This window comes from Herbaspirillum sp. NPDC101397, from assembly GCF_044767325.1.
Classification (GTDB): Bacteria; Pseudomonadota; Gammaproteobacteria; order Burkholderiales; family Burkholderiaceae_D; genus Herbaspirillum.
The window spans coordinates 15,609-40,779 of sequence record NZ_JBIWNS010000007.1; the positions used below are offsets into that span (position 1 = coordinate 15,609).

Sequence of the window (25,171 nt, forward strand, 5' to 3'; positions counted from 1 at the left end):
TCGTATCCTGCTATCCGATGCCGCGCACCGCGACCATCCGCGCCACGCACGGCCTCAACCTCTTCAGCGGAGCAAGTCCATGAAATTTTCCCCTCTCGTCCTTTCCGCTCTGATCCTCGGTTCGGCTGCAGCAGTACCCGCTTATGCGCTCGACTTCAAGTCGGTCGGTGCAGCGCCGGCCGTGCTGTATGACGCTCCTTCCGAAAAAGGCCGGCGCGTCTTCGTGGCGCCGCGCGGCATGCCGGTCGAAGTGGTGCTGACCTACGGCGAGTGGAGCAAGGTGCGCGATGCGGCCGGCACGCTGTCGTGGGTCATGTCCAAATCGCTGGCGACCAAGCGCAACGTCGTGGTCAATGTCGCCAATGCCAAGATTCATGCGGCAGCCGATGACAACAGCGCCACCGTCTTCAGCGCCGACAAGAACGTGCTGCTGGAATTGACGGACGCGACCCCGGTGTCCGGCGGCTGGGTCAAGGTCAGGCATCGCGACGGCCAGAGCGGCTTCGTCAAGGCGTCCGAGGTCTGGGGCGACTAAGCCGGACCAGCGGGCGCATACTCACCCCTTTCCGGCCTCTACAAGCGAATCTTCATGAATATTTCCATACTCGGCGCCGGCGCCTGGGGCACGGCGCTGGCCATCGTGCTGGCGCAGCGCCATCAGGTCGTGCTGTGGGGCCGCAACGGCCAGGCCATGCAGGAAGCTTCCCTGCAACGCGAAAACATGGCCTATCTGCGCGGCTTCCATCTGCCGGAGTCGCTTGTCGTGACCGCCGACTTCACCCATGCGGTCGACCACGTCACTTCCAGCCAGGACAGCCTGCTGATCGTCGCCTCGTCGGTATCCGGCCTGCGAGCTTTGGCCGAGACCTTGCGCGCACATCCGATCCCCAACATCGTCTGGCTGTGCAAGGGCCTGGAAGAACAAACCCGCCTGCTGCCGCATCAGATCGTGCGCGAAGTGCTGGGCGACAAGATCCCGGCCGGCGCACTGTCGGGCCCGTCCTTCGCCCAGGAAGTGGCGCGCGGCCTGCCCTGCGCCCTGACCATCGCCAGCCACGACAAGGCCCTGTGCGAACGCGTGGTCGGCGCGGTGCACGGCGGCAACCTGCGCGTGTATTCCAGCGACGATCTGATCGGCGTGGAAATCGGCGGCGCCGTGAAGAACATCCTGGCCATCGCCACCGGCGCGGCCGACGGCCTGCAATTGGGGTTGAATGCGCGCGCGGCATTGATCACACGCGGGCTGGCGGAAATCAGCCGGCTCGGCATCGCGCTGGGTGGCCGCGCCGAAACCTTCATGGGCCTGTCCGGCGTCGGCGATTTGATCCTGACCTGCACCGGCGACCTGTCGCGCAATCGCCGTGTCGGCCTCGGCCTGGCGCAGGGCAAGAAGCTCGACGCCATCGTGACCGAACTCGGGCATGTCGCCGAGGGCGTGCGCTGCGCGCAGGCGGTACGCTCGCTGGCGCAGGAGCTGAACATCGACATGCCGATCACCGATGCGGTGGCCGGGGCCTTGTTCGATGGGGTTTCGGTACAGGAAATGGTGGCGCAGCTGCTGTCGCGCGATCCGCGCGAAGAGAACTGAACAACTGAAAATTGACGCCGGGCAAAACCACGGGCCGATGAAAAACGGGACTGGCGCCTGGCGCTCAGTCCCGCTGCTGCGACGCTGAAAACTTAGCGTGCGACGATATCGCTCTCCATTTTGGGGCGCTTGAAACGCTTGGGCGACTCGCCCTCGACGATGTCGTCGATCTGCTTCGGCAGCTTGTCGTAGACCGAGCAATCGTCTTCGCGCTCTTTCGCGCGGAACGATTTTCCTGCCTTGCTGAAACGGCCTTCCTTGGCCGCAAGCACATATTGCTGGTGATGAGCGGCGCCGTTCTTGGCATTCTTGACTGCGATATTGCGTTCGATTGCTTGCATGACCCTGTCCTTACACGTCTGATGACGTTCCCGTTCGTGGCGTTCTGCGACGATCAACACCTTGCGGCGCCATCGCAGTTGCGCGTTTTTGGCGCGCTGTAAGTCAACTAACGCACCAAATTCGATTTGGAATACGCAAAATCCGAATTTTTGTCAGGGAGTAGCAAGAAAAAACAAAACGCCGCCATGTTTGCGGCGGCGCAGCAAATTGAAAATTTCAGTCTTTACAAGGCTTTACGGCGTTTTTCTCGATTGGTATTTGAAGAACATACGCAGTAGCAGCAGAATCGTAACAATTGTTGCAAAAAGTATCGGCTGCGCCAGCAGGTTCTTGCCCGCCTTCATCCACCAGAAGTGCAAGATGCCCAGTGGCAAGATCAGATACATCAGCCGGTGCAGCCACAGCCAGCGCTTGGCGCCGAGCCGGCGCACCATGGCGTTGGTGCTGGTGGCGGCCAGCGGGATCAGCAACACGAAGGCAATGAAGCCGACCGTGATGAACGGCCGCTTGAGGACGTCGCGCCACATTTCTTCCACGTCGAAGAAATGGTCGAACCAGAAAAACGTCATGAAGTGCAACACCACGTAAAAGAACGAAAACAGCCCCAGCATGCGGCGCAGCCGGATCAGCCAGTTCCACCCGGTCAGGCGCCGCAGCGGCGTCACCGCCAGCGTGATGCACAGGAAATACAGGGTCCAGTCGCCGGTGTTGCGTGTAATGAATTCGATCGGGTTGGCGCCGAGCCGCTCCAGGAAGCCGAAGACGATCAGCCGCACGAACGGCAACAGCGCCAGCACGAACAGCACGCCCTTGAGGATGCCGACCTGGCGCGGCTTGAGGTTGCGCAGCACATTCATGGGCGCGCTCAAAAGAATTTCTTCAGGTCCATGCCCGCATAGAGCGGCGCGACTTCGCTATAGCCGTTGAACATCAGCGTTTTGCGCTTGCGGGACAGGAAGCCGTCTTCGCCGATACGGCGCTCCGAGGCCTGCGACCAGCGCGGGTGATCGACGTTGGGATTGACGTTGGAATAGAAGCCGTATTCCTGCGGCGCCGAGACGTTCCAGGCAGTCTTGGGCTGTTCCTTGAGGAAGCGGATTTTGACGATGGACTTGGCCGACTTGAAACCGTATTTCCACGGCACCACCACGCGCACCGGCGCGCCGTTCTGGTTCGGCAGCACTTCGCCGTACATGCCCACCGTCAGCAGCGTCAGCGGATGATTGGCCTCATCCAGGCGCAGGCCTTCGGTGTACGGCCATTGCAGCACGCGCTCGTAGACGCCGGGCATTTGTTTCTTGTCGTCAAGGGTGACGAATTCGATGTATTTGGCGTTGCCGGTGGGCTCGGCTTTCTTGATCAGTTCAGACAGTGAATAGCCGATCCACGGAATCACCATGGACCAGCCCTCCACACAGCGCAGGCGGTAGATGCGCTCTTCCAGCGGCGCCAGCTTGAGCAGCGCGTCGATGTCGAGCGTCAGCGGCTTCTTCACCTCGCCTTCGATGGCGATGGTCCAGGGCCGTGTCTTCAGCGTGCCGGCGTTTTGCGCGGGATCGCCCTTGTCGGTGCCGAATTCATAGAAGTTGTTGTAGGTGCTGGCGTCCTTGAAGCTGGTCTGCTTGTCCATCACGACGTAGGCGGAATTGGCCTTGGCGGCCAGCTTTTGCGCGCCCGGCGTCTGCGCCAGCGCGGGTTGCGTCAGGGTTTCCAGCAAGGCGCCGCCGGCGATGGAACCGACCGCGACGTGGCGCATGAAATCGCGGCGCGATTCGAACAGCGCGCGCGGCGTGATCTCGGAAGACAGCGGGACGTCGATGTTGCGGATCTGGCGCTTGATGAACATGGAATCTCCTGTGACGGTCATTGACGACCGTTGGTCGCGTTGATCCGCACCATCTTACAGAAGTTCGCCAATTTGATTGTGCCGGCAGCGGCCGAGCTCAGGAGAATCTCAGGAAGGATGGACGACCGGCGCCAGGCGGCCCGGTAATTCCGCCAGTTCGCGGATCACGTGCACGCCGTCGGGCAAGGTCAGCACATGGTCTTCCGACTGCAGCGCAAACACCGTCATGCCTGCCGCCAGGCCGGCCTTGACTCCCGGGAGGCTGTCCTCGACCACGGCGCAGCGCGCCGGCGCCACGCCCATGGCGGCTGCAGCGTGCAGGAACAAGGCCGGATCCGGCTTCCATTTCTGGACGTCGTAGGCGCTGTAAATGCGCCCTTCAAAATACGGCAGCATGCCGGTCACGCGCAGGCACAGCTCGATCTTTTCACGCGGCGCATTGGAGGCCAGGCAGAACGATACGGCCAGCGACTGCACCAGTTCCAGCGCGCCGGCGATCGGTTGCAGGCGGGCGCGGAACATGATCGCCATGAGATCGCGCAGTTCGGTCACGAAGCTGGCCGGCAAGGGGCTGCCGGCGAGGCGTTCGATCTCGGCCACGCAGTCGGCCATGTTGACGCCCTTGAATTTCTCCAGCGCTTCGACCGCGGTGATGCTGACGCCGAAGCGTGCGCTGTGCTCGACCCAAGCATCGGCGGCGACGATTTCGCTGTCGACCAGGGTGCCGTCGCAGTCGAACAGGATCAGGTCAATGCCGGGCAGTGCTTTGCTCATAGCATGGTTCGCCTACAGTTCGCCGTAAGAATGCAGACCGGACAGGAACATGTTCACGCCGAGGAAGGCGAAGGTTGTGACCAGCAGACCCACCAGCGCCCACCAGGCCGCAACCTGGCCGCGCAGGCCCTTCATCAGGCGCATGTGCAGCCATGCCGCATAGTTGAGCCAGACGATCAGCGCCCAGGTTTCCTTCGGGTCCCACGACCAGTAGCCGCCCCAGGCTTCGGCCGCCCACAGCGCGCCGAGGATGGTGGCGATGGTGAAGAAGGCGAAGCCGACCGCGATGGCCTTGTACATGACGTCGTCGAGCACTTCCAGAGACGGCAGGCGATCTTCCAGATAGCCCTTGGACTTGAGCAGGTAGGCCACCGCCACCATCGCCGCCAGCGCGAAGGTGCCGTAGCCGATGAAGTTGGCCGGCACGTGGATCTTCATCCACCAGCTTTGCAGCGCCGGCACCAGCGGCTGGATCTCGGCGGCGTCGCGCGAGACCGTGTACCACAGCAGGAAACCGACCGCCGCCGTAATCACCAGCAGCACGAAGGCGCCAAGCTGGCGGGTGGCGTAGCGATCTTCGTAATACAGGTAGAACAGCGCCGTGATCATGCAGAACAGGATGAACACTTCATACAGGTTGGAAATCGGGATGTGACCGATGTCCGGGCCGATCAGGTAGGACTCGTACCAGCGCACCAGCATGCCGGTGAAGCCCAGCACCACTGCCGCCCAGCACAGCTTGGAGCCGAGTGCTGCGCCCGTGCCGGAACGCGCCACCAGGCCGACCCAGTAGAACAGCGTGGACAACACGAACAGCGCGCTCATCCACAGGATGGCCGACTGGCTCGAGAGCAGGTATTTGAGGAAGAATTTCTTGTCGGCCATCTCCAGCGCGCCGCCGTACATGGCGATCGCCGACAACGCCAGCACCGCCAGCACCGCCATCAGCCAGCGCACCGATTTCCAGTGCCAGCCGAGCCAGGCGAAGGTTGGCGCCGCCAGCAGCAGCACGGCCTTTTCGTAGTAATCCATGTGGCCGCCGTAGCGGCTCAGCGCAAACAGCGACGCCGCCACCAGCGCAGCCGCGTAAATCCAGTCAAGCACGCTGAGGCGCTTGAAAAAGCCGATATCCTGCGAATAGGCGTGGGTTTGGCTCAATTCCATTACGATCTCCAGTTCAATCCTGGGGCCGCCGCGCATCGTCGCGGCATCAGGCCCTCCGACATCCTACCCGTCTGGCGTGGGGGAGATATGTCGTTGCGGGCATAAGCGTTAAACGCCCATGCCTATATTATGTCCGACGCTAGCTTACGCCGTTTGCGTCAGCTTCGCCTTCAGTAATTCGAATTCCTTGTCGAAATCCATCGTCTTGCGCTGGGTGCTCATGGCCATCAGCGCATGCGATCCAGCATCGTCTTGCGGGCGGATCCAGACCCACAGGCGACGTTCGCGGATGTACAGCATCGAGAAGACCCCCAGCACCAGGAACAGGCAGCCCAGGTAGACCACTTTCTTGCCGGGTGAACGCGTGACCTGGAACACCGAAGCCTTGATCTCGTCGAAACCGCTCAGCTTGAGGTACACCGGCGCATGGTAGAAGCCGGCATCGGCCATCGCGTTGATCGCCAGTTGCAGGAAGCGTGCATGCTTCTCGTCAGTGCCCATGGCTTTGAGGCCGGCCTTCTCGCGCGCGACCTGCCATAACTCCCACATGCTGCCGTTGAGGATCTTCATGAAGATGTCGGCGGCCTTTTCCTGCTCGGCGGCGGGAATCTTCTCGATGAAGCGCGACACCGCGATGTAACCCGACTCCTTACCGTCGCCGGCAAAAATGCTCAGACCGCGCAAGGCCGACTGCTGCACCTGGTCGCGCAACTGCTGGGCGTTGGCGCCATCGCCTTTCATGGCCTGGCGCGCATAGCGTGCGGCGGCTTCCGTGCGCAACGCCGGGTTGGCCAGCGCGGCGCGCAGGCGCATCCACTCGTCGACGCTGTCTTCGTCGTCGGCCGGGATGCGCAGGTAGCGGAATTGCTCGTCCGGCATGTCGCGTACGCCCGCCAGGAAGACATAGGCGCCGTCGACCTGCACCGGCTGCATGTAGTTCAGGAACTCGCGCGCCTGGCCGGTCTTGTCGCGCAATTTGTATTGCACGCTCGGGCCGACGTTCTTGAGGTCCTTGCTGTTGGCGTTCTTGGCGCCCGAGCCGAGGTGCTTGTCGAGGCCTTCGGCGAACGATTTGTTCACACCCTTGTTGACGCTGCGGACATCGCCACCGCTGGCGCCGTTGCCGCCATTGCCGCTGTTGTTCATGTTTTCCACGTTGAAGGGACGGAAACCGCTCCACTCCACCGTGTACTCATTGTCCTTGGCCGCCGACAAGGGGGTGCTGCCGTTGACTTCACCGGCGATCTCGAAGCGCTTGTCGTCGGCGCCGGTCATGGCGTGACCGGTCAGGCGCAGCTTGCTGCCGCCGTCCTCGAAGCTCGACTGGTACACCGCAATGCCGTTGTAGATCAGCGGTTCATTGACCTTGATGGTGGCCGCGAAATCCTTGCCGGTGGCGTTGTCGCGCACGATCACGTCGCTCGCGAACAGCTTCGGCATGCCGGTCGAGTAGTAGTCGATGACGAAGCGTTTCAACTGGATCGTGAACGGCAGGTCCTGGATCATCACGCCATTCTGCTGCGGGATGATGGCGGTGCTGCTGCTGGCGCCTTCAGGGATCAGCGTGTTGCCGCGGAAGGTCGGATTGCCCAGGCCCAGCCGGTGCTCGGCCGGAATCTGCGAAATCACGCCGTTGCCGGCGAACGGCGTCTTGTCGTAGAACCATTGCTGGAAGCGGATCGGCAGGTCGGAGTCGAGCAAGCCGCCGAGACAGATGATGACGATGGCCGAGTGCGCGAAGATGTAGCCCCATTTGTTGGCCGCACCCTTCTTGGCGGCGATCAGCGTAGCCCCGTCTTTTTCCACCAGCTTGACCTTGTAGCCGTTGGCACCGATGCGCTGCGCCAGTTGCTGCGCCAGCCCGGCCACCGGCGTGGCGGCGGTCCATTCGGCCTTGTGGTGGAAATTGCGCAGCGATTGCTCGCGCACGTTTTCACGCCAGCTGCCGATGTCCTTGAGCATCTTGGGACCGTTGCGCGCGATGCACAGCGAGGTCGACAGCACCAGGAAACCCATGATCATCAGGAACCACCAGGCCGAGTACACGGCGTACAGCCCGAGCTTGCCGAACACCTCGAACCAGAACGGCCCGAACTGGTTGACGTAGTTAGGCATCGGCTGGTTCTGCTGCAGCACGGTGCCGATAATGGAGGCGACCGCGATCAGCGTCAGCAGGCTGATGGCAAAGCGCATGGAGGAAAACAGCTCGACGATTTCGGCGACCCAGCGTTGGCGGGTCTTCAATTGGATGCCTGCGGTACTGCCTGTCATAAGTGCTACCTTTATCGATGCTCGATGCTGCTTGCGGTGCTGTTTTTTGCGGTGCAATTCTCAGCGGCTGCCTCGCCTGCCGGGTTGAGTTTGCCTGACAGGGCGGAAATGCAAAGGGGGCGGCTTCGCAGCCACCCCCTCCAATTTGTTGCGACCGAATTTTTACATCGGATTTTTTACAACGGACTCTTTAAAGCGGATTCTTTACTTCAGGCCGGCGATGTAGTCTGCCACAGCCTTGATTTCCTTGTCCGACAGGCGATCCGCGATGGTCGTCATCTGCGGGCTGTTGCTGCGCGCGCCGCCGCGGAATGCCGTCAATTCGGTTACCGTGTAATCCTGATGCTGGCCAGCCAGACGCGGATACTGTGCAGGGATGCCGGCGCCGTTCGGGCTATGGCAGCCGGCGCAGGCCGGAACGTTCTTGGAGGCGATGCCGCCGCGCCAGATCTGCTTGCCGAGGTCAAGGGTGTCCTTGCTCTTGGCGGCGCCCGGCTTCGGTGCCTGGGCATTGAGGTAGGCGGCGATGTTCTTCACGTCTTCATCCGACAAGGCCTTGGCCAGCGGCGACATGATGGGGTTGCTGCGGCCGGCGCTGCGGAAATCGGTCAATTGCTTGACGATGTAGGCAGTATGCTGGCCCGCCAGGCGCGGATTGGCGGTAATGGTCGAATTACCCGCGGCACCATGACAGGAAACGCAGGCGGTGATGTTGCGCGCCGCGTCGCCGTTGGTATAGAGCGTTTCGCCTTTGGCCGGATCAACCTTGGCGACGGGCTCGGGTTTTTTTTCTTCGGCTGCAAACGCTGCGGAAGATACCGCCAGCATTGCAATGAACAAGGATTTCAACAACGGCGAAAAGGCACGATTCATTCAAACACCCTGAGACTTGATTGTGATAATAAATTGCCAGGTTGGCGACGCGATTCCTCTTTCCCTAACTTTTCAGGCACGTTTGAAAGTGCACATCCGAAAAGTGTTTCCCCCAGTACAACACAACAAGAGACAACCCCTTATTGTACAATAGCTTTTCGGCATTTTTGCCCACTTTCAATGCATTTTCCTCCTACTATGTCCCAACTTTGGCAAGCCCGCTTCTTCACCACGGTGAATCATCTCCGTGATTTGCCAAATACTCAGGTACCGGAGATCGCCTTTGCCGGTCGCTCCAATGCCGGCAAATCCACGGCCATCAACGTACTGTGCAATCAAAAAAAGTTGGCTTTTGCATCAAAAACGCCAGGACGCACACAGCATATCAACTATTTCTCGATCGGCGGCGCGCATGTCGCGCAGCATCGCAAAGATGAGACAAAAGTGGATGAAATCCGCGCGCTGCTGGTCGACTTGCCCGGTTATGGCTACGCCCAAGTGTCCGGGTCGGCCAAGCTGCACTGGCAGGAACTGCTGGGCGACTACGTGCGCCGCCGCGACCAACTCGCTGCGCTGGTGATGATCGTCGACTCGCGCCGGCCTTTCACAGACCTGGACATCCAGATGGTGGAATGGTTTGCGCCCACCGGCAAGCCGCTGCATTGCATCCTCAGCAAAGCCGACAAGCTCAACCGCAACGATGCGACCAATGCATTGCGGCAGGCGCATACCTTTTTGTCCAGCTACGTCGATGCGAACGGCCAGCCGTTTCCATTCACGGCGCAATTGTTTTCCGCACTCAAGCGCACCGGCCTCGAAGAGGCCAACGACAAGATTCTGGAACTGGCGGGATTGTCGAATGATGAAGATACCGAATGGGATGCATCGAATGCGCCCGACGATATCGGCAATGAAGAGAATTAGCAGCGAATTGACAGCGAATCAATACCGTAAATAAAAATGCCCTGGAAGGGGGGAAACCTTTCCAGGGCAAACGCCTATCGTTTGCACGATGAGCCCCGCTCAGGGAGGGAAGGGGAAGCGGGAGGCAACATACATTGCCTATGCGTCAGAACCCCTCCCGGGAGAAAAGTTTCAGAGGACGAATCGATTTTTTAATTATCGTCTTTTGACTATTTTTTAATTGAAATTGTTTAAATTTGTCCGCAGTTAAAAGGCCGGCAACATCGTGCCGCGAAGGCTGGCAGATACCGCCAGCCATCTGTCCGTGGCAGCCTTTCCTTGCGGTTTAGCGAGCACTTACTATGTCATCGACTTCCACCTCCGCCCAGTTCCCCGCCATCCGCATGCGCCGCATGCGCAAGGATGCGTTTTCGCGCGCCATGATGCAGGAAAACGTCATCACGCCCGCCGACCTGATCTATCCGGTCTTCATCCAGGAAGGCCAGAACCTGCGTACGCCGGTCGGCTCCCTGCCCGGCGTTGAACGCCTGTCGATTGACCAGTTGCTGCACGTGGCCGAAGAGACGGTCGCGCTCGGGATTCCGGTGCTGGCGCTGTTCCCGGTCATCGACGTCGCGCTGAAAACGCCCGACGGTATCGAAGCCATCAATCCCGACGGCCTGGTGCCGCGCGCGGTGGCGGCGCTCAAGCAGCGCTTCCCTGAACTTGGCATCCTCACCGACGTCGCGCTCGATCCGTACACCAGCCATGGTCAGGACGGCGTGATGGATGACAACGGCTACGTGCTCAACGACGAAACCACCGCACTGCTGGTGCGCCAGGCCTTGGCGCAGGCCCGGGCCGGTGTCGATATCGTGGCGCCGTCGGACATGATGGACGGCCGTATCGGTGCGGTGCGCGACGCGCTGGAAGCGGAGCAATTCATCTACACCCGCATCATGGCCTACTCGGCCAAATACGCGTCGGCCTTCTACGGTCCGTTCCGCGATGCGGTCGGCTCGGCCGCCAATCTCGGCAAGGGCAGCAAGAGCACCTACCAGATGGATCCGGCCAACAGCGACGAAGCCTTGCGCGAGGTGGCGCTGGACCTGCAGGAAGGCGCCGACATGGTCATGGTCAAACCCGGCATGCCGTACCTGGACATCGTGCGTCGCGTGAAGGATGAATTCAAGGTGCCGACCTTCGCCTATCAGGTCAGCGGCGAATACGCGATGATCAAGGCGGCAGCGCAAAACGGCTGGCTCGATCACGACAAGGCGATGATGGAAGCCATGATGGCCTTCAAGCGCGCCGGCGCCGACGGCGTGCTGACGTATTTCGCACGCGACATTGCGCGCTACCTGAAGAAATAACGCAGTAGAAGCAATCCCGCCGGCGTCGCCCTCAGCGCGACGCCGCATTCTCCCTTGCATGGATTTGCGACACACCGACGCGCGACTGTTGGCGCGCGCAGGACGACTCCACCAAGCTGAACGCCGCATAAAAAAAGCGCACCCCGACGTGAGTCGAGATGCGCTGAAATGCATCGGCTTGCGCCGACTTCTGCTCAGAAACGTTACTGCTTCAAATCTGTCTTTGCCAGGCTTCTGGTTACTTCCACAGCGAGCACTTCGACTCCGCCTTGGTCATGTACGCCTGGTCGCCGGGAATCGTCTGCACCAGCTTGTAGTAATCCCATGGGCGCTTGGATTCGGACGGCTTTTTCACTTCCATCAGGTACATGTCATGCACCATGCGGCCGTCCGGACGGACCACGCCGTTGGAGGTGAAGAAGTCGTTGATCTTGTTCTTGCGCAGGTAGTCCATGACCTTGTCGGCATCTGTGCCGCCGACTGCCTTGACCGCCTTCAGGTATTGGCCCACAGCCGATGCGTCGCCGGCCTGGAACATGGTCGGCATCTTCTTCATCTTGCCGAAGTAGCGATTGCCCCATGCGCGCGACTGGTCGTTCATGTCCCAGTACCAGCCGTCGGTCAGGTACATGCCCTGGGTGACTTGCAAGCCCAGCGAGTGCGTGTCGGTGATGAAGATCAGCAGGCCGGCCAGCTTCATGGTCTTGTTCACGCCGAATTCATTGGCCGCCTTGATGGCGTTGATGACGTCGCCGCCGGCAACCGCGAGACCCAGGATCTGCGCCTTGGACGATTGCGCCTGCAGCAGGAAGGACGAGAAGTCCGACGTCGCCAATGGAGCGCGCACCTGGCCGACGACGGTGCCGCCGCCGGCCTTGACCACATCGCTGGTATCTTTTTCAAGCGAGGTGCCGAAGGCGTAATCGGCCGTCACGAAGTACCACGACTTGCCGCCTTGCTTGGTGATGGCAGCGCCGGTGCCGCGCGCCAATGCCGTGGTGTCGTAGGCGTACTGGACGGTGTAGGCGTTGCATTCTTCATTGGTCTGGCGCGTGGTACCGGCGCCGACCGAGATGAAGACCTTTTTCTTTTCACCGGCTACTTTGCCCATGGCCAGGCTGGCTGCGGAATTCACGCCGCCGACCAGCATGTCGACGCCGTCCCGGTCAAACCATTCGCGCGCCTTGTTGGCGGCGATATCGGCCTTGTTCTGGTGATCGGCAAAAACAAATTCGACCTTCTTGCCGTTGATGGTGCCGCCTGCATCGGCGATCGCCATTTTGATCGCTTCGATGCCGCCCTGGCCGTCCATGTCGGCGTAGGTACCGGACAAGTCGGTGATGAAACCGATCTTGATGGTGTCGCCGGCTGCATTGGCGTTACCGCTGAACGCAGCGCACATCGCGGCGGACATTGCCGCCATTTTCAGAAATTTTTTCAAACCCGTCTCCTCTGTTGTTATGGTCCTGCCGCGGCGCGCAACCTGGAATTGCGCGCCGCCTCCCTGTTCAATTCAAATTATTGTGCAGTACGCGGATCGTTCACCACCGCCTTGGTCGGCTCGCCGTCGACCAGACGCAGCAGGCCGAGCGGATTGGCGTTTTGCAGTGCAGCCGGCAACAACTCGTCCGGATAGTTCTGGTAGCAGATCGGACGCAGGAAGCGGTCGATCGCCAGCGTGCCCACCGAGGTGCCGCGCGCGTCGGAAGTGGCCGGATACGGACCACCATGCACCATCGCATCGCTCACTTCGACGCCGGTCGGGAAGCCGTTGACCAGCAGACGGCCGGCCTTTTGTTCCAGCAGCGCGATCAGGTCCTGGTGAGCGCGCAGGTCTTCCGGTTGCGCCTGCAAGGTCGCGGTCAGCTGACCGTGCATGTTGCGGGCGAAATCGATCAGTTGCTCGCGGCTTTCCAGTTCGACGATCACGGTCGCGGGGCCGAAGACTTCCTCTTCCAGCGGCGCTTCCTTGGTGAACAGCACCGACGCTTCCGCCTTGAACAGATGCGGCACAGCCTGGGTAGCGCTGCTGCCGCCGGCGGCAAGAACGACTACGCCGGGGACTTTGCTCAGGCGTTCCACACCGCCGCCATAGGTCTTCAGACCGGCGCTGTTGAGCATGGTCTGGGGCGATTGTGCGAGTGTCGCTTCGCGCAGTTGTTCGATGAACTTGGTCAGTTCCGGAGAACGCACGCCGAGCACGAGGCCCGGGCTGGTGCACAGCTGACCGACGCCGACTACGACCGAGCCGATCAGGTCGCGGGCAATCGCGTCGCCGCGTGTGGCCAATGCTTGCGGCAACACGATGATCGGGTTGATGCTCGACATTTCGGCGAACACCGGGATCGGTTGCGGACGCGCCGCCGCCATGTCGCACAGTGCACGGCCGCCGCGCAGCGAACCGGTGAAACCGACCGCCTGGATACCGGCGCTCTTGACCAGTTGCGCGCCGACGCGATCGCCGTAAATCATGTTGAAGGTGCCGGCCGGCACGCCGCTGCGCTTGACTGCGCGCTCAATGGCGTCAGCCACCAGTTCGGAGGTGATCAGATGGCCGCTGTGCGCCTTGAACACGACCGGGCAGCCGGCCGCCAGTGCAGCGGCGGTGTCGCCGCCGGCCACCGAGAACGCCAATGGGAAATTGCTGGCGCCGAACACGGCCACCGGACCGACGCCGATGCGGTATTGACGCAGGTCGGGACGCGGCAGCGGCTGACGTTGCGGCAGCGCCGTATCGATGCGGGCACCGTAGAAATCGCCGCGGCGCAGGACCTTGGCGAACAAACGCATCTGGTTGCTGGTGCGGCTGCGCTCGCCTTGCAGGCGACCTGCAGGCAAGGCGGTTTCACGCGAAACTTCCGCGATGAAGTCGTCGCCGAGGGCGTCGATTTCTTCCGCGATGGCATCAAGGAATTTGGCGCGCGCTTCGGCCGACAAGGCGCGATAAGCGGGATAAGCCGCGCTGGCGGCGTCGACCGCAGCGCTGACTTCGGCTTCGGTCGCGGTCAGGAATGGGACGGCGTGTGCCTCGCCGGTCGCCGCTGCGATGCTGAGCAACTTGACGTCGCCTTCGCCGCTGCGTCCGCCGCCGATATAGTTATGTCCGAGCAGAGTCATTTTTATCGTTCTCCTGTTACATCGATTGGGTGAGCATACGAGCGTAGTCGTCTTCCGACGCCACGCGCGGATTGGTTTTGTGGCTGTGGTCAGCCAGTGCGCCCTTGATGATCTTCGGATACATGTCTTCGGTCACGCCGAGTTCGGCCAGGCCGGTCGGCAAGCCGAGGCGCTTGCTCATGTCCTTGATCGCGGGGCCGATGTCGGCTTCGTTCGCCAGTCCCATGGCGTGCGCGATGCGCGCCAGTTTCTTTTCCTTGATGACCGATTCCGAATCCTTGTTGAATTCGATGATGGCCGGCAGAAAGATGGCGTTCAGGGTACCGTGGTGCAGGCGCGGATTGATGCCGCCCAGCGAGTGGCTCAGGCTGTGCACGCAGCCGAGGCCCTTCTGGAAGGCCATGGCGCCTTGCATCGATGCGCTCATCATGTTCAGGCGCGCTTCGCGGTCGTGCGGTTCCTTGGTGGCGCGTTCGATGTGCGCCCAGGCGCGCCACAGGCCGTCCAGCGCAATGCCGTCGGCCGGTGGGTTGAAGGACGGCGCCATGAAGGTTTCCAGGCAGTGGGCGATGGCGTCCATGCCGGTGGCGGCGGTCATCATGGCCGGCAGATTCAGCGTCAGTTCGGGGTCGCAGATCGCCAGGCGCGGCACCAGGTACGGCGACAACACGCCGACCTTGCGGCCGTCGTCGAGGATCAGGATGGCGCCGCGGCCGACTTCACTGCCGGTGCCGGCAGTGGTCGGGATGGCAATCACGGGTGCGGTCTTGGCGGTGATGTTGGCGAGGCCGCCTTCGATCAGCGCAAACGATTTGAGCGAGCCTTCGTGCGTGCCGCAGACGGCCACGCCCTTGGCAAGATCGATCGAGGAACCGCCGCCGACGGCGATGATGCCGTCACAGGCGCTGTCGCGGAACAGTTTGACCGCAGCGCGCACGGCGGTTTCATTTGGATTCGGCGGCGTCTGGTCAAACACGGCGACCTGGGCGCCGTCTTTCAGTTGGGCCACGACCTTGTCGAGGATGCCGGCATTGCGAATGCCCATGTCGGTGACGATCAGCGGCTTGCGGATGCCGATGCGGTCGCATTCCTGCTGCAGCAGCGCGAGTGCGCCGAAGTCGAACTGGACTTGGGTAATGTAGTTAATCAATGCCATCGTACATAGCCTTAAAGTTATAGATATACTTGCAGCGTGTTGCGGAGCCGGCAGCTTCAACAACACGGCGCATCAGGCGGTTTCCCTGAGCGATTCAAGCTTTAGAGGCAAAACTGTATGCCAATCGGCAGGCTTTGCCTAATGAGAGCTGCTGATACAGCTATAACCAACACTCATATCCACAATGCAAGAAATCCCCTCGCTGAGCTCCATCACTTCCCGCCTGCATCTGAAACAGCTGCGCCTGCTGATTGCACTGGCCGACCACGGTTCGCTGCTCAAGGCGGCGGAACAGGTCGCACTGACGCAACCAGGCGCCAGCAAGGCCTTGCAGGAGATCGAAACCACCCTGGGTGCACAGCTGTTCGTGCGCACCAACCGCGGCCTGGAAGCCACCGACCTCGGCCATTGCGTGATCCGCTACGCGCGCCTGATCCAGACCGACTTGGCACACCTGCGCGAAGACATGATCGGCATCCTGCAGGGCCATGGCGGCCGGCTGGCGCTGGGCGTCATCATGGGCGCGGTGCCGCTGCTGACCGACGCCCTGACGCGGCTGCTGGAAAAGCGCCCGGCGCTGTCGGTGGAAATCGTCGAAGACACCAGCGCGCGGCTGTTGCGCCTGCTCGACCAGGGCCGGCTGGACATGGCGATCTGCCGCACCAGCATCAGCCAGCAGCCGCACCTGTACGACAGCATCGACATCCATAACGAGAAACTGGCGGTGGTGGCCAACATCCACCACCCGCTGGCGGGGCGCGAGACACTGCAGCTGACCGACCTGGCGGATTCGCGCTGGGTGGTGTATTCGGCCAACATGCCGATGCGGCTGCTGCTGGAGCGCGAATTCCACGAGGCCAACCTGCGCTTTCCACTGCATCTGCTGGAAACCACCTCGGCCTTCACCACCTTGTCGCTATTGCAAAGAAATCCATCGTTCGTAGCGCTGATGTCGGTCGACGTGGCGCAGTTCTGCACGCGCTTCGGCATGACCACGATCCTGCCGCTGCCGCTGCATTCGCGCAGCGAGCCGTATCAATTGGTGACGCGCCACGGCAGCATGCGTTCGTCGGTGGCGCAGCTGTTCATCGACGAATTCAGCGAGACGCCGAAGGAAGAGGCGTAAAAAAAGCGCCCCGCGAAGGGAGCGCTTTCGATATTTTCCGAACCTGCTTACTTGTTCGGCTGCGGCGTGATGCGCAGGTAGGGACGCGGTGAAGTGTAGCCCTTCGGATACTTTTGCTTGATCACTTCTTCATCCTTGACCGACAACGGGATGATGACGTCGTCGCCGTCTTTCCAGTTGCCCGGTGTGGCCACGGTGTAGCCGTCGGTCAGTTGCAGCGCATCCAGCACGCGCAGCACTTCATCGAAGTTGCGGCCGGTGCTCATCGGGTAAGTGATGATCAGGCGCACCTTCTTCTTCGGATCGATGATGAACAGCGAGCGCACGGTCGCGGTTTCGGACTGGTTCGGATGGATCATGTCATACAGGCCGGCGACTTTCTTGTCGACGTCGGCGACGATAGGGAAACCGACCACGGTCTTCTGCGTGTCTTCGATGTCCTTGATCCATTGGGTGTGCGCTTCGGCGCCGTCGACCGACAGGGCGATGGCCTTGACGTTGCGCTTGTCGAATTCAGGTTTCAGCTTGGCGGTCAGGCCCAGCTCTGTGGTGCAGACCGGCGTGAAGTCGGCCGGATGCGAGAACAGGACCACCCAGGAGTCGCCTGCCCATTCGTGGAACTTGATTTTGCCGATGGAGGAATCTTGCTCGAAATCCGGCGCGGTGTCGCCCAAACGTAGTGTCATGTCAGTCTCCTTGGTAACAAAATTCAGGACGTCCACTATAACGTCAGTGACGTCACGACCCAACAATTATTAACGAGTAACCAAATAACGCCGCGCTATGAAAACGCCGCCGGCGGCGACCGATTTCAAGGCGCCAAAGCTTGCAGGCTTTGCAAGAACTGATCGGCGTTCTGGTAGCCGATCACGCGCTTGCCGGCCAGCTCGCGGCCCTGGCCGTCGAACAGGATGATGCCGGGCGGGCCGAACAGCTGGAAGCGCTTGAGCATGGCCTTGTCGTCGGCGTTGTTGGCGGTGACGTCGATCTGCAGCAGGACCATGCGGGAGAATTTTTCACGCACGCGCGGATCGGTGAAGGTGAATTTTTCCATCTCCTTGCAAGACACGCACCAGTCGGCATAGAAGTCGAGCATTGCGGGCTTGCCGCCGGTCTGCGCCAGCGCGGCGTCGAGTTCGGCGACCGAGCGCACGCGTACGAAATCGGTATGCACCGCCGCTTTGGGGCCGCCCAGATGCGACAACGGCGCCAGCGGATCGCGACCGCCGGTAGCGACATTGACCAGTTGCAACAATCCCAGCGCAGCGAACGCCATGCCGCAGGCGCGCGACATCCAGTGTCCCCGCTTGCTCCACAGCAGGTAGGCGCCGTAGGCGATGCCCAGCACCGCCCAGCCGGCCACGAAGGCCCAGGCCGGGATGACCGGCGACACCATCCACAAGGCGGTGGCCAGCATCAGCACGCCGAAGAAGCGCTTGACCGATTCCATCCAGCCGCCGGCGCGCGGCAGCAAGGCGCCGGCGGAGGCGCCGATGACCAGCAGCGGCACGCCCATGCCGAGCGCCATCGCGAACAGAGCGCTGCCGCCCAGCACGACGTCGCGCGTCTGGCTGATGTACAGCAGCGCGCCGGCCAGCGGCGCCGCGACGCAGGGGCCGACGATCAGGGCCGAGATCGCGCCCATCACAAATACCCCCGCCAGCTTGCCGCTGCCCTGCCCGGACGCTTCCGTCAGTTTGGATTGCCATGCCGCCGGCACTTGCAGTTGATAGAAGTCGAACATCGACAGCGACAGGCCGACCATCAGCAGCGCGAACGCCGACAGCACCCAAGGATTCTGCAGCGCTGCCGACAAGCCTTCGCCGATCAGGCCGGCGGCGATGCCGAGCGCAGTGTAGACCAGCGCCATGCCAAGCACGTAATCGGCCGACAGCAAGAGGCCGCGGCCGCGTTTGGCCTGCGCGCCTTCGCCGACGATGATGGACGACAGGATCGGCACCATTGGCAGCACGCAGGGTGTGAACGAGAGACCAACGCCGAGCAGGAAGAACAGCGACAGGACGGTCAGCAGCTTGCCGCTCCTGAGTGCAGCGGTGATCCTGTCCATGTCCGAGCCGCTGGAAGCGATGACGTTGCCGGATGCATCCGCCGGTCCTACGACCTTGCCGACAGCGCTGGCCGACATGTCCACAGCAGTATCCATCGGCGGATAGCACAAGCCCTTGTCGGCGCAGCCCTGTGCGGTCGAGACCAGTTTGAATGCGCCAGGGGATGTGGACACCTCAACCGGGATGCGGATGCTGACGCTGTTGCGATAGGTCTCGACTTCCTTCTGGAAATTCTCGTCGTACTTGACCTTGCCATGCGGAAAATCAGGCCGGCCCAGCGTGGCGCCGTCGGCCTTGAAATGGAAGCGATCACGGTACATGTAGTAGCCGTCGGCGATCGCGTAGGTGATCTGCAATGTACCCGCATCGACCATCACGGCGGAAAAGCGGAAGGCCGCTTCCGGCGCGAGATACTCTTCCGCCGACGCGCTTGCCGGCGCCAGCGAAGCGGCCAACACGGCGGCCAGCAATAATTTCATCAAGAAGCCGCCACGTACGGCGACCAGCAAACGCTTAAACATTCATCTCTTTCCCGGTTTCTGCAACGATCCAATTCAGGTAGGCGGGCAAGCCTGCGGTAATCGGCAGTGCGATGATTTCCGGCACGTCGTAAGGATGCGCGGCGACGATCGCCGCTTCCAGTTCGGCATAGCGCGCCTGCGTGCTCTTGATCATCAAGCTTATCTCGCTGGCATGCTCGACGGCGCCCTGCCACCGATATATTGACTGTACCGCAGGCATGATGTTCACGCAGGCCGCCAGGCGGCGTTCCACCAGCGTGTGCGCCAGCGATTTTGCCAGCTCGGCGTCGGGCAGATTGGTCAGTACGATCAGCGCTTGTTCCATGGCATCTCTCCGGTTTTCTTCAATATTCAGAAGCGCCGCCGCGTGAAGATCACCGCGGCGTAGAATCCGCCGCAGCAGTAAAACGCCAGCACCGCCAGATCCAGCAACGGCGTCTGCGGCCAGCCCCCCAGCACCAGCGGGCGCACCAGGTTCACGGCGGCTCTCAGCGGCAGGAATTGCGACACTGTTTGCAACCATGACGGCAACTGCGCAACCGGATAATACACGCCCGACAGGAAGGTCATCGGCGTGAGCACCAGCGTGAAGTAATACGTGAAGAAATCGTAGCCCTTGGCAAGCGCGTTCATGATCAGACCCAACGCGCCGAACGTCATGCCAACCAGGAACAGCACCGGCAGCACCAGCACCACCTGCGGATGCAGGCCGATGCCGAGCGCGAACATCACGCACAGGATGGCGGCGCCGCTGAACAACGACTTGGTGGCGGCCCACAGCAGCTCGGCGAGAACGATATCGTCGAGCGCCAGCGGCGCGTTCATCAGTGCGTCCCAGGTGCGCTGTACGCTCATGCGCGAGTAGGCCGAATACAGCGCCTCGAACGACGCGGCAATCATCACCGACATGCAGATCGAGCCCGAGGCGAGATAGTGGATGTAGGGAATGCCGTCGATTTCCTTGAGGATGCTGCCGAGGCCGTAACCGAAGGCGATCAACGTGATCAGCGGCTCGGCGATGTTGCCGATGATGCTGGCGGCCATGAGCTTTTTCCAGACCAGGAAATTGCGGCGCCAGATCGGATAGAAGCGCAGCGAAAACACCGGCGGTGCGTAGATTGTCGTCATGTGATTTTCCTGAGGCCTAATCGCGCATTTCGCGGCCGGTGAGTTTGAGGAAAAGGTCTTCGAGATTGGCCGGGCGGTGCATGTAGCGCACCCCCTGCACGTGCTGCAGGGTGGCCAGCAACGCCTGCGCATCGTTGGTATAGCAGAACACGGTCTCGCCGCTGTATTCGACGCGCGAGGCATGGCTGCGGCCGTGCTGCTCGGCCCATGATTTGGCATTCTCGCCGTAGATCTCGAGCACCTCGGCTTCAATGTGTTGCGCGATCAGGTCCTGCGGCGAACCTTCCGCGATCATCTTGCCGTGATCGATCACCGCCAGGCGGTCACACAGCCGCTCGGCTTCGTCCATGAAGTGGGTGGTCAGCAGGATGGTCTTGCCGCGCGCCAGCAGGTTCTTGAGGCGCTCCCAGATCATGTGGCGCGCCTGCGGATCGAGGCCGGTGGTCGGCTCGTCCATGAAGATCAGGTCGGGATCGTTGACCAGCGCGCGCGCCAGCGTCAGTCGCCGCTTCATGCCGCCGGACAGCTCAGCGATGCGGGCATCCTTCTTTGCCGTCAGGTTGGCGAACTCGAGCAACTCGGGAATGCGCTGCGCCATCGTCGCATCGGTGATGCCGAAGTAGCGCGCGAACACCAGCAGGTTTTCCTGCACGGTGAAGTCGGGATCGAGGTTATCGGCCTGCGGCACCACGCCGACGCGCATGCGTGCGCCGCGCGCCTGTTCCGGGATGGCCTTGCCGCCGAGCCGGATCTCACCGCTGTCGGGCGTGGCCAGCCCGAGGCACAGACGCAGCGTGGTGGTCTTGCCGGCGCCGTTGGGGCCAAGCAGGCCGTAGCATTCACCGGGACGCAGGGCGAAGCTCAAGTCGTTGATGATGGCGACGCGCTGGTCGCCGGCGCCGAATGCCTTGTGCAGCTTGCTGACCGACAGTATCGATGGCTCCGTCATATCGTTCCTAGCGCCGCGCGGGCGCTTCGTGGTTGGCGTATCGGCATGCCGGCTGGTTGCGCCGGGCATGCCGTTGATGTAGCTGCGACGGTTCGTCCGATCCGCCCGACTTGCAACAAGCGGTTCGACCGTATTTACGTGTGCTTGTTGCAGTCGGGGCGGTCAAGTTCGGCAGAGCAAACTGCGCGGTATTGCAATGTCCCGGAAATGCAAAAAGCCAGGCATGGCCTGGCTTTTTTCTTCCATCGTGCTTGACGCGATGTCAGCATGCAGCAGCGTGATTACTCGACGCTTGGCGCTTCTTCCGAGACGTCCGGACGATCAACCAGTTCAACGAAAGCCATAGGAGCATTGTCGCCGACGCGGAAACCCATTTTCAGGATGCGCAGGTAGCCGCCGTTACGTGCTGCGTAACGTGGGCCCAGTTCGGAGAACAGCTTGCCGACGATTTCGCGGTCGCGCAGGCGGGAGAATGCCAGGCGCTTGTTGGCCAGTGTATCGGTCTTGCCCAGAGTCAGGATAGGCTCGACGACGCGGCGCAGTTCCTTGGCTTTTGGCAGAGTTGTCTTGATGGCTTCGTGGCGCAGCAGGGATACTGTCATGTTGCGCAGCATTGCCAGGCGGTGCGAGGAAGTACGATTCAGTTTACGGAGACCGTGACGGTGACGCATGATATTTCCTTTCAGATTACAGTTTTAATCCAGTTCTTCTATCGGCAGTGTCTATTTGCCGCGGACCGGTATCGATTGGGTTATTGCCTGTTGCCAGGACTTGGTGCTGCTCTACGGTGCTGCTTTTTACTGCTTCGCTTTGCACGGTGAGCGATCTTTCAACCGCTCACCATCATTGCAAAATTACTTTTCCAGGCCGGCTGGCGGCCAGTTTTCCAGCTTCATGCCCAGGGTCAGACCGCGGGATGCCAGAACTTCCTTGATTTCGTTCAGGGACTTGCGGCCCAGGTTCGGCGTCTTCAGCAGTTCATTCTCGCTACGTTGGATCAGATCGCCAATGTAGTAGATGTTTTCGGCCTTCAGGCAGTTTGCCGAACGGACAGTCAGTTCCAGATCGTCGACCGGACGCAGCAGGATAGGATCGACTTGCGGTGCGCGCGATGGAGCTTCGGCAGTCGCTTCGGTGCCTTCCAGGGCGGCGAACACGTTCAGTTGATCAACCAGGACGCGGGCCGATTGACGGATCGCTTCTTCCGGTGTGATCACACCGTTGGTTTCGATGTTGATGACCAGCTTGTCCAGATCGGTACGTTGTTCCACGCGTGCCGATTCGACAGCGTAGGAAACACGGCGGACTGGCGAGAACGACGCGTCCAGGATGATGCGACCGATGGTCTTGTTGGCATCTTCGGACAGACGACGAACGTTGCCCGGCACATAGCCACGGCCCTTTTCGACCTTGATCTGCATGTCCAGCTTGCCGCCTGCGGTCAGGTTGGCGATCACGTGATCCGGATTGATCAGCTCGACATCGTGCGGCAGATCGATATCCGATGCCAGAACAACGCCTTCGCCTTCTTTCTTCAGGGTCAGTGTGACTTCGTCGCGGTTATGCAACTTGAACACGACGCCCTTCAGGTTCAACAGGATGTCAACGACGTCTTCCTGCACGCCGTCGAGGGAGGAATACTCATGTACGACGCCGGCGATGGTGACTTCGGTCGGGGCGTAACCGATCATCGACGACAGCAGAACGCGACGCAGCGCGTTGCCCAGGGTGTGGCCATAGCCACGCTCGAACGGCTCCATCACGACCTTCGCGTGACCGGCGCCCAGTGCTTCAACTTCGATGATACGTGGCTTCAACAAACTATTTTGCATGAAATGTCCTCTTCAATACCCTCGGTTCGTTACACCGATAAGGCTGATGGCATGTCGGAAAAATGCCCACCAAGAAGGTGGGCACAGGGAAAACGCAGGATACGGATTAACGCGAATACAGTTCGACGATCAGCGATTCGTTGACGTCGTTGGCGATTTCGTTACGGTCCGGGGAAGTCTTGAAAGTGCCTTCCAGCTTCTTGGCATCGACGGAAACCCACGATGGGAAACCGGATTGCTCAGCCAGCGACAGGGCTTCGGCGATACGCACTTGCTTCTTGGCCTTTTCGCGGACGGCGACGACGTCACCAGCCTTGACCTGGTACGAAGCGATGTTCACGACGATACCGTTGACGGTCAGCGCCTTGTGCGAAACCAGTTGACGCGCTTCAGCACGGGTCGAACCGAAACCCATACGATAAACGACGTTGTCCAGACGAGCTTCCAGCAGCTTCAGCAGCGTTTCGCCGGTGTTGCCCTTGCGGCGGTCGGCTTCTGCGAAGTAGCGGCGGAATTGGCGCTCGAGCACGCCGTAGATACGCTTGACCTTTTGCTTTTCGCGCAATTGGTTGCCGTAATCCGAAGTGCGAGCACCGGAAGTGCGGCCGTGTTGACCTGGCTTGGAATCCAGTTTGCACTTGGAATCCAGCGAGCGGCGTGCGCTCTTCAGGAACAGGTCGGTGCCTTCACGGCGGGAAAGTTTTGCTTTAGGTCCGATATAACGTGCCACGGTATTTCCTTTAATTGAATGACGTTCCAAGACCGTCGCCGGCCTGAACGCTAGTTTGATCTGCGTGCAATCAAACAGTGGGCTTAAGAACAAAACCCGCCAAGGTCATTGGCGGGTGATTTCCAACGCTTTCGCATGTTCTGCGAAAGCGCAAGATTATACTACAGATTAGATACGACGACGCTTTGGTGGGCGGCAGCCGTTGTGCGGGACCGGAGTCACGTCCTGGATCTGGGTGATCTTGATGCCCAGATTGTTCAGTGCGCGCACAGCCGATTCACGACCTGGGCCTGGGCCCTTGATGCGCACTTCCAGATTCTTGATGCCGCATTCGATTGCAACCTTGCCGGCAGCTTCAGCAGCGACCTGGGCAGCAAACGGAGTCGATTTACGCGAACCCTTGAAACCGGCACCACCCGAAGTCGCCCAAGACAAAGCATTACCTTGGCGATCGGTGATCGTGATGATGGTATTGTTGAACGAAGCGTGAACGTGAGCGATACCTTCTGCAACGTTCTTCTTAACTTTCTTGCGCACACGTGCTGCTGCGGCGTTATTTGGGCTCTTTGCCATAATTATTTCCTTGAATCCGGTAATCGACTAGCGGGTGCCGGGATTATTTCTTCAACGATTGTGCGGCTTTACGTGGACCCTTGCGAGTACGCGCATTGGTGCGGGTACGTTGGCCACGGCAAGGCAAGCCCTTACGGTGACGCATACCACGGTAGCAGCCCAGGTCCATCAAACGCTTGATGTTCATCGACAGTTCGCGACGCAGGTCACCCTCGACGACGAATTTTGCAATTTCGTCACGGAGCTTTTCCAGTTCGTTATCGTCCAGATCCTTGACCTTTTTATTGGTCGGGACACCGGTGGCGACGCAAATATCTTGCGCGCGTGGACGGCCAATACCGTAGATGGCTGTCAAGCCGATTACAGTGTGCTGATGGTTGGGGATGTTGACCCCTGCAATACGTGCCATGCGTTATTCCTCGATCAATAACGTTAAATTAACCTTGGCGCTGTTTATGACGCGGTTCTGTGCAGATAACACGAACTACGCCTTTGCGCTTGATGATTTTGCAGTTGCGGCAGATCCGCTTGACTGATGCGAGCACTTTCATTGTGGCCCTCTTTCTTTCGATACTAGGTTCGTTTCACACTACTTGGTACGGAACACGATACGTGCCCGGCTCAAATCATAAGGAGTCAGTTCCACCGTGACCTTATCTCCTGGGAGGATGCGAATATAGTTCATCCGCATTTTCCCGGAAATATGGCCGAGTACAACATGTCCGTTTTCCAACTTAACTCTGAATGTCGCATTAGGCAGATTCTCCAGAATCTCGCCTTGCATCTGAATAACGTCGTCTTTTGCCATTCGATCGTCTGTTCCTTTGGGCGCTACC

Annotated in this window: 27 protein-coding genes; 5 read left to right on the forward strand and 22 right to left on the reverse strand. The window is 60.6% G+C overall.

The features are described from left to right. Positions 1-79 precede the first annotated feature (79 nt). The gene (locus ACIROW_RS17355) at positions 80-535 is read left to right on the forward strand and encodes an SH3 domain-containing protein (protein ID WP_402277738.1); all 456 of its coding nucleotides are present in this window, start codon (positions 80-82) and stop codon (positions 533-535) included. Between the two features lie 54 nt (positions 536-589). Continuing rightward, positions 590-1,588: an NAD(P)H-dependent glycerol-3-phosphate dehydrogenase gene (locus ACIROW_RS17360; protein WP_402277740.1), complete on the forward strand. Its 999-nt coding sequence runs from the start codon at positions 590-592 to the stop codon at positions 1,586-1,588. 92 nt (positions 1,589-1,680) lie between these two features. Here ACIROW_RS17360 and ACIROW_RS17365 read toward each other — a convergent pair whose 3' ends face one another. From ACIROW_RS17365 to ACIROW_RS17395, 7 genes are all read right to left on the reverse strand, one after another. Then, positions 1,681-1,929, reverse strand: a complete 249-nt coding sequence (locus ACIROW_RS17365) for a hypothetical protein (RefSeq protein ID WP_116436355.1) — start codon at positions 1,927-1,929, stop codon at positions 1,681-1,683. A 234-nt stretch (positions 1,930-2,163) separates the two neighbouring features. Then, positions 2,164-2,787, reverse strand: a complete 624-nt coding sequence (locus ACIROW_RS17370) for a sulfite oxidase heme-binding subunit YedZ (RefSeq protein ID WP_402278040.1) — start codon at positions 2,785-2,787, stop codon at positions 2,164-2,166. A gap of 8 nt (positions 2,788-2,795) precedes the next feature. Continuing rightward, positions 2,796-3,776, reverse strand: coding sequence for a protein-methionine-sulfoxide reductase catalytic subunit MsrP (gene msrP / locus ACIROW_RS17375; RefSeq protein ID WP_402277742.1), 981 nt, complete (start codon positions 3,774-3,776; stop codon positions 2,796-2,798). Positions 3,777-3,884: 108 nt separating this feature from the next. Then, entirely contained in the window at positions 3,885-4,550 is a 666-nt protein-coding gene (locus ACIROW_RS17380; RefSeq protein ID WP_402277744.1) for an HAD-IA family hydrolase, read from the reverse strand. 12 nt (positions 4,551-4,562) lie between these two features. Next, positions 4,563-5,714 (reverse strand): c-type cytochrome biogenesis protein CcsB, encoded by a 1,152-nt coding sequence (gene ccsB / locus ACIROW_RS17385; RefSeq protein ID WP_116436351.1) that lies wholly within the window; start codon positions 5,712-5,714, stop codon positions 4,563-4,565. Positions 5,715-5,858: 144 nt separating this feature from the next. Beyond that, complete coding sequence (locus tag ACIROW_RS17390; RefSeq protein ID WP_402277746.1) at positions 5,859-7,985, reverse strand: cytochrome c biogenesis protein ResB; 2,127 nt, start codon at positions 7,983-7,985, stop codon at positions 5,859-5,861. A gap of 204 nt (positions 7,986-8,189) precedes the next feature. After that, complete coding sequence (locus ACIROW_RS17395; protein ID WP_402277747.1) at positions 8,190-8,858, reverse strand: c-type cytochrome; 669 nt, start codon at positions 8,856-8,858, stop codon at positions 8,190-8,192. A 198-nt stretch (positions 8,859-9,056) separates the two neighbouring features. Here ACIROW_RS17395 and yihA point away from each other — a divergent pair, with 198 nt between their 5' ends. Continuing rightward, the gene (gene yihA, locus ACIROW_RS17400) at positions 9,057-9,782 is read left to right on the forward strand and encodes a ribosome biogenesis GTP-binding protein YihA/YsxC (RefSeq protein ID WP_402278041.1); all 726 of its coding nucleotides are present in this window, start codon (positions 9,057-9,059) and stop codon (positions 9,780-9,782) included. A 341-nt stretch (positions 9,783-10,123) separates the two neighbouring features. Beyond that, on the forward strand, positions 10,124-11,134 hold the full coding sequence (hemB, locus tag ACIROW_RS17405) for a porphobilinogen synthase (RefSeq protein WP_402277748.1): 1,011 nt from the start codon (positions 10,124-10,126) through the stop codon (positions 11,132-11,134). 238 nt (positions 11,135-11,372) lie between these two features. On the opposite strand, the gene ACIROW_RS17410 is transcribed toward hemB, so the two are convergent. The 3 genes from ACIROW_RS17410 to ACIROW_RS17420 form a co-directional block, all read right to left on the reverse strand. Beyond that, entirely contained in the window at positions 11,373-12,557 is a 1,185-nt protein-coding gene (locus ACIROW_RS17410) for an ABC transporter substrate-binding protein (protein WP_402278042.1), read from the reverse strand. Between the two features lie 95 nt (positions 12,558-12,652). Further along, positions 12,653-14,251 (reverse strand): aldehyde dehydrogenase (NADP(+)), encoded by a 1,599-nt coding sequence (locus ACIROW_RS17415; RefSeq protein WP_402277749.1) that lies wholly within the window; start codon positions 14,249-14,251, stop codon positions 12,653-12,655. A gap of 16 nt (positions 14,252-14,267) precedes the next feature. Continuing rightward, positions 14,268-15,407, reverse strand: coding sequence for an iron-containing alcohol dehydrogenase (locus tag ACIROW_RS17420; protein WP_402277750.1), 1,140 nt, complete (start codon positions 15,405-15,407; stop codon positions 14,268-14,270). Positions 15,408-15,591: 184 nt separating this feature from the next. On the opposite strand from ACIROW_RS17420, the gene ACIROW_RS17425 reads away from it, so the two are divergent. Beyond that, positions 15,592-16,533, forward strand: a complete 942-nt coding sequence (locus ACIROW_RS17425; protein WP_402277751.1) for a LysR substrate-binding domain-containing protein — start codon at positions 15,592-15,594, stop codon at positions 16,531-16,533. A 47-nt stretch (positions 16,534-16,580) separates the two neighbouring features. On the opposite strand, the gene ACIROW_RS17430 is transcribed toward ACIROW_RS17425, so the two are convergent. From ACIROW_RS17430 to infA, 12 genes are all read right to left on the reverse strand, one after another. Continuing rightward, positions 16,581-17,219: a peroxiredoxin gene (locus ACIROW_RS17430; RefSeq protein WP_053200830.1), complete on the reverse strand. Its 639-nt coding sequence runs from the start codon at positions 17,217-17,219 to the stop codon at positions 16,581-16,583. A 125-nt stretch (positions 17,220-17,344) separates the two neighbouring features. Next, positions 17,345-19,123: a protein-disulfide reductase DsbD gene (gene dsbD, locus ACIROW_RS17435; protein WP_402277752.1), complete on the reverse strand. Its 1,779-nt coding sequence runs from the start codon at positions 19,121-19,123 to the stop codon at positions 17,345-17,347. Continuing rightward, positions 19,116-19,448: a divalent-cation tolerance protein CutA gene (cutA, locus tag ACIROW_RS17440; RefSeq protein WP_402277753.1), complete on the reverse strand. Its 333-nt coding sequence runs from the start codon at positions 19,446-19,448 to the stop codon at positions 19,116-19,118. Before cutA ends, dsbD begins: the two co-directional genes overlap by 8 nt. Positions 19,449-19,474: 26 nt before the next feature. Continuing rightward, positions 19,475-20,251: an ABC transporter permease gene (locus ACIROW_RS17445; protein ID WP_402277754.1), complete on the reverse strand. Its 777-nt coding sequence runs from the start codon at positions 20,249-20,251 to the stop codon at positions 19,475-19,477. A gap of 16 nt (positions 20,252-20,267) precedes the next feature. Further along, the gene (locus ACIROW_RS17450) at positions 20,268-21,200 is read right to left on the reverse strand and encodes an ATP-binding cassette domain-containing protein (RefSeq protein WP_402277755.1); all 933 of its coding nucleotides are present in this window, start codon (positions 21,198-21,200) and stop codon (positions 20,268-20,270) included. Between the two features lie 281 nt (positions 21,201-21,481). Then, entirely contained in the window at positions 21,482-21,871 is a 390-nt protein-coding gene (gene rplQ / locus ACIROW_RS17455) for a 50S ribosomal protein L17 (protein WP_007875352.1), read from the reverse strand. 183 nt (positions 21,872-22,054) lie between these two features. After that, complete coding sequence (locus ACIROW_RS17460; protein ID WP_007875351.1) at positions 22,055-23,032, reverse strand: DNA-directed RNA polymerase subunit alpha; 978 nt, start codon at positions 23,030-23,032, stop codon at positions 22,055-22,057. Between the two features lie 106 nt (positions 23,033-23,138). Further along, positions 23,139-23,762 (reverse strand): 30S ribosomal protein S4, encoded by a 624-nt coding sequence (gene rpsD, locus ACIROW_RS17465; protein WP_402277756.1) that lies wholly within the window; start codon positions 23,760-23,762, stop codon positions 23,139-23,141. 168 nt (positions 23,763-23,930) lie between these two features. Beyond that, entirely contained in the window at positions 23,931-24,335 is a 405-nt protein-coding gene (gene rpsK / locus ACIROW_RS17470) for a 30S ribosomal protein S11 (RefSeq protein ID WP_016836020.1), read from the reverse strand. Between the two features lie 43 nt (positions 24,336-24,378). Continuing rightward, positions 24,379-24,744 carry a 30S ribosomal protein S13 gene (gene rpsM, locus ACIROW_RS17475; protein ID WP_016836021.1) on the reverse strand — a complete coding sequence of 122 codons (366 nt, stop codon included), beginning with the start codon at positions 24,742-24,744 and terminating at the stop codon, positions 24,379-24,381. Between the two features lie 28 nt (positions 24,745-24,772). Continuing rightward, positions 24,773-24,886 carry a 50S ribosomal protein L36 gene (gene rpmJ, locus ACIROW_RS17480; RefSeq protein WP_014004415.1) on the reverse strand — a complete coding sequence of 38 codons (114 nt, stop codon included), beginning with the start codon at positions 24,884-24,886 and terminating at the stop codon, positions 24,773-24,775. 38 nt (positions 24,887-24,924) lie between these two features. Then, positions 24,925-25,143, reverse strand: a complete 219-nt coding sequence (infA, locus tag ACIROW_RS17485; protein ID WP_005663428.1) for a translation initiation factor IF-1 — start codon at positions 25,141-25,143, stop codon at positions 24,925-24,927. Between the last annotated feature and the right edge of the window lie 28 nt (positions 25,144-25,171).

Bases quoted from the DNA above. Each gene is read 5' to 3' on its own strand.
- ACIROW_RS17460 (WP_007875351.1), bottom strand. From the start codon at position 23,032: ATGCAAAATAGTTTGTTGAAGCCACGTATCATCGAAGTTGAAGCACTG.
- ACIROW_RS17445 (WP_402277754.1), bottom strand. From the start codon at position 20,251: ATGACGACAATCTACGCACCGCCGGTGTTTTCGCTGCGCTTCTATCCG.
- ACIROW_RS17355 (WP_402277738.1), top strand. From the start codon at position 80: ATGAAATTTTCCCCTCTCGTCCTTTCCGCTCTGATCCTCGGTTCGGCT.
- yihA (WP_402278041.1), top strand. From the start codon at position 9,057: ATGTCCCAACTTTGGCAAGCCCGCTTCTTCACCACGGTGAATCATCTC.
- ACIROW_RS17370 (WP_402278040.1), bottom strand. From the start codon at position 2,787: ATGAATGTGCTGCGCAACCTCAAGCCGCGCCAGGTCGGCATCCTCAAG.
- ACIROW_RS17360 (WP_402277740.1), top strand. From the start codon at position 590: ATGAATATTTCCATACTCGGCGCCGGCGCCTGGGGCACGGCGCTGGCC.
- ccsB (WP_116436351.1), bottom strand. From the start codon at position 5,714: ATGGAATTGAGCCAAACCCACGCCTATTCGCAGGATATCGGCTTTTTC.
- ACIROW_RS17425 (WP_402277751.1), top strand. From the start codon at position 15,592: ATGCAAGAAATCCCCTCGCTGAGCTCCATCACTTCCCGCCTGCATCTG.
- hemB (WP_402277748.1), top strand. From the start codon at position 10,124: ATGTCATCGACTTCCACCTCCGCCCAGTTCCCCGCCATCCGCATGCGC.
- infA (WP_005663428.1), bottom strand. From the start codon at position 25,143: ATGGCAAAAGACGACGTTATTCAGATGCAAGGCGAGATTCTGGAGAAT.
- ACIROW_RS17450 (WP_402277755.1), bottom strand. From the start codon at position 21,200: ATGACGGAGCCATCGATACTGTCGGTCAGCAAGCTGCACAAGGCATTC.
- ACIROW_RS17410 (WP_402278042.1), bottom strand. From the start codon at position 12,557: ATGGCGGCAATGTCCGCCGCGATGTGCGCTGCGTTCAGCGGTAACGCC.
- ACIROW_RS17420 (WP_402277750.1), bottom strand. From the start codon at position 15,407: ATGGCATTGATTAACTACATTACCCAAGTCCAGTTCGACTTCGGCGCA.
- msrP (WP_402277742.1), bottom strand. From the start codon at position 3,776: ATGTTCATCAAGCGCCAGATCCGCAACATCGACGTCCCGCTGTCTTCC.
- rpsK (WP_016836020.1), bottom strand. From the start codon at position 24,335: ATGGCAAAGAGCCCAAATAACGCCGCAGCAGCACGTGTGCGCAAGAAA.
- ACIROW_RS17380 (WP_402277744.1), bottom strand. From the start codon at position 4,550: ATGAGCAAAGCACTGCCCGGCATTGACCTGATCCTGTTCGACTGCGAC.
- dsbD (WP_402277752.1), bottom strand. From the start codon at position 19,123: ATGTTTAAGCGTTTGCTGGTCGCCGTACGTGGCGGCTTCTTGATGAAA.
- ACIROW_RS17365 (WP_116436355.1), bottom strand. From the start codon at position 1,929: ATGCAAGCAATCGAACGCAATATCGCAGTCAAGAATGCCAAGAACGGC.
- rpsM (WP_016836021.1), bottom strand. From the start codon at position 24,744: ATGGCACGTATTGCAGGGGTCAACATCCCCAACCATCAGCACACTGTA.
- rplQ (WP_007875352.1), bottom strand. From the start codon at position 21,871: ATGCGTCACCGTCACGGTCTCCGTAAACTGAATCGTACTTCCTCGCAC.
- ACIROW_RS17390 (WP_402277746.1), bottom strand. From the start codon at position 7,985: ATGACAGGCAGTACCGCAGGCATCCAATTGAAGACCCGCCAACGCTGG.
- ACIROW_RS17415 (WP_402277749.1), bottom strand. From the start codon at position 14,251: ATGACTCTGCTCGGACATAACTATATCGGCGGCGGACGCAGCGGCGAA.
- ACIROW_RS17430 (WP_053200830.1), bottom strand. From the start codon at position 17,219: ATGACACTACGTTTGGGCGACACCGCGCCGGATTTCGAGCAAGATTCC.
- cutA (WP_402277753.1), bottom strand. From the start codon at position 19,448: ATGGAACAAGCGCTGATCGTACTGACCAATCTGCCCGACGCCGAGCTG.
- rpmJ (WP_014004415.1), bottom strand. From the start codon at position 24,886: ATGAAAGTGCTCGCATCAGTCAAGCGGATCTGCCGCAACTGCAAAATC.
- ACIROW_RS17395 (WP_402277747.1), bottom strand. From the start codon at position 8,858: ATGAATCGTGCCTTTTCGCCGTTGTTGAAATCCTTGTTCATTGCAATG.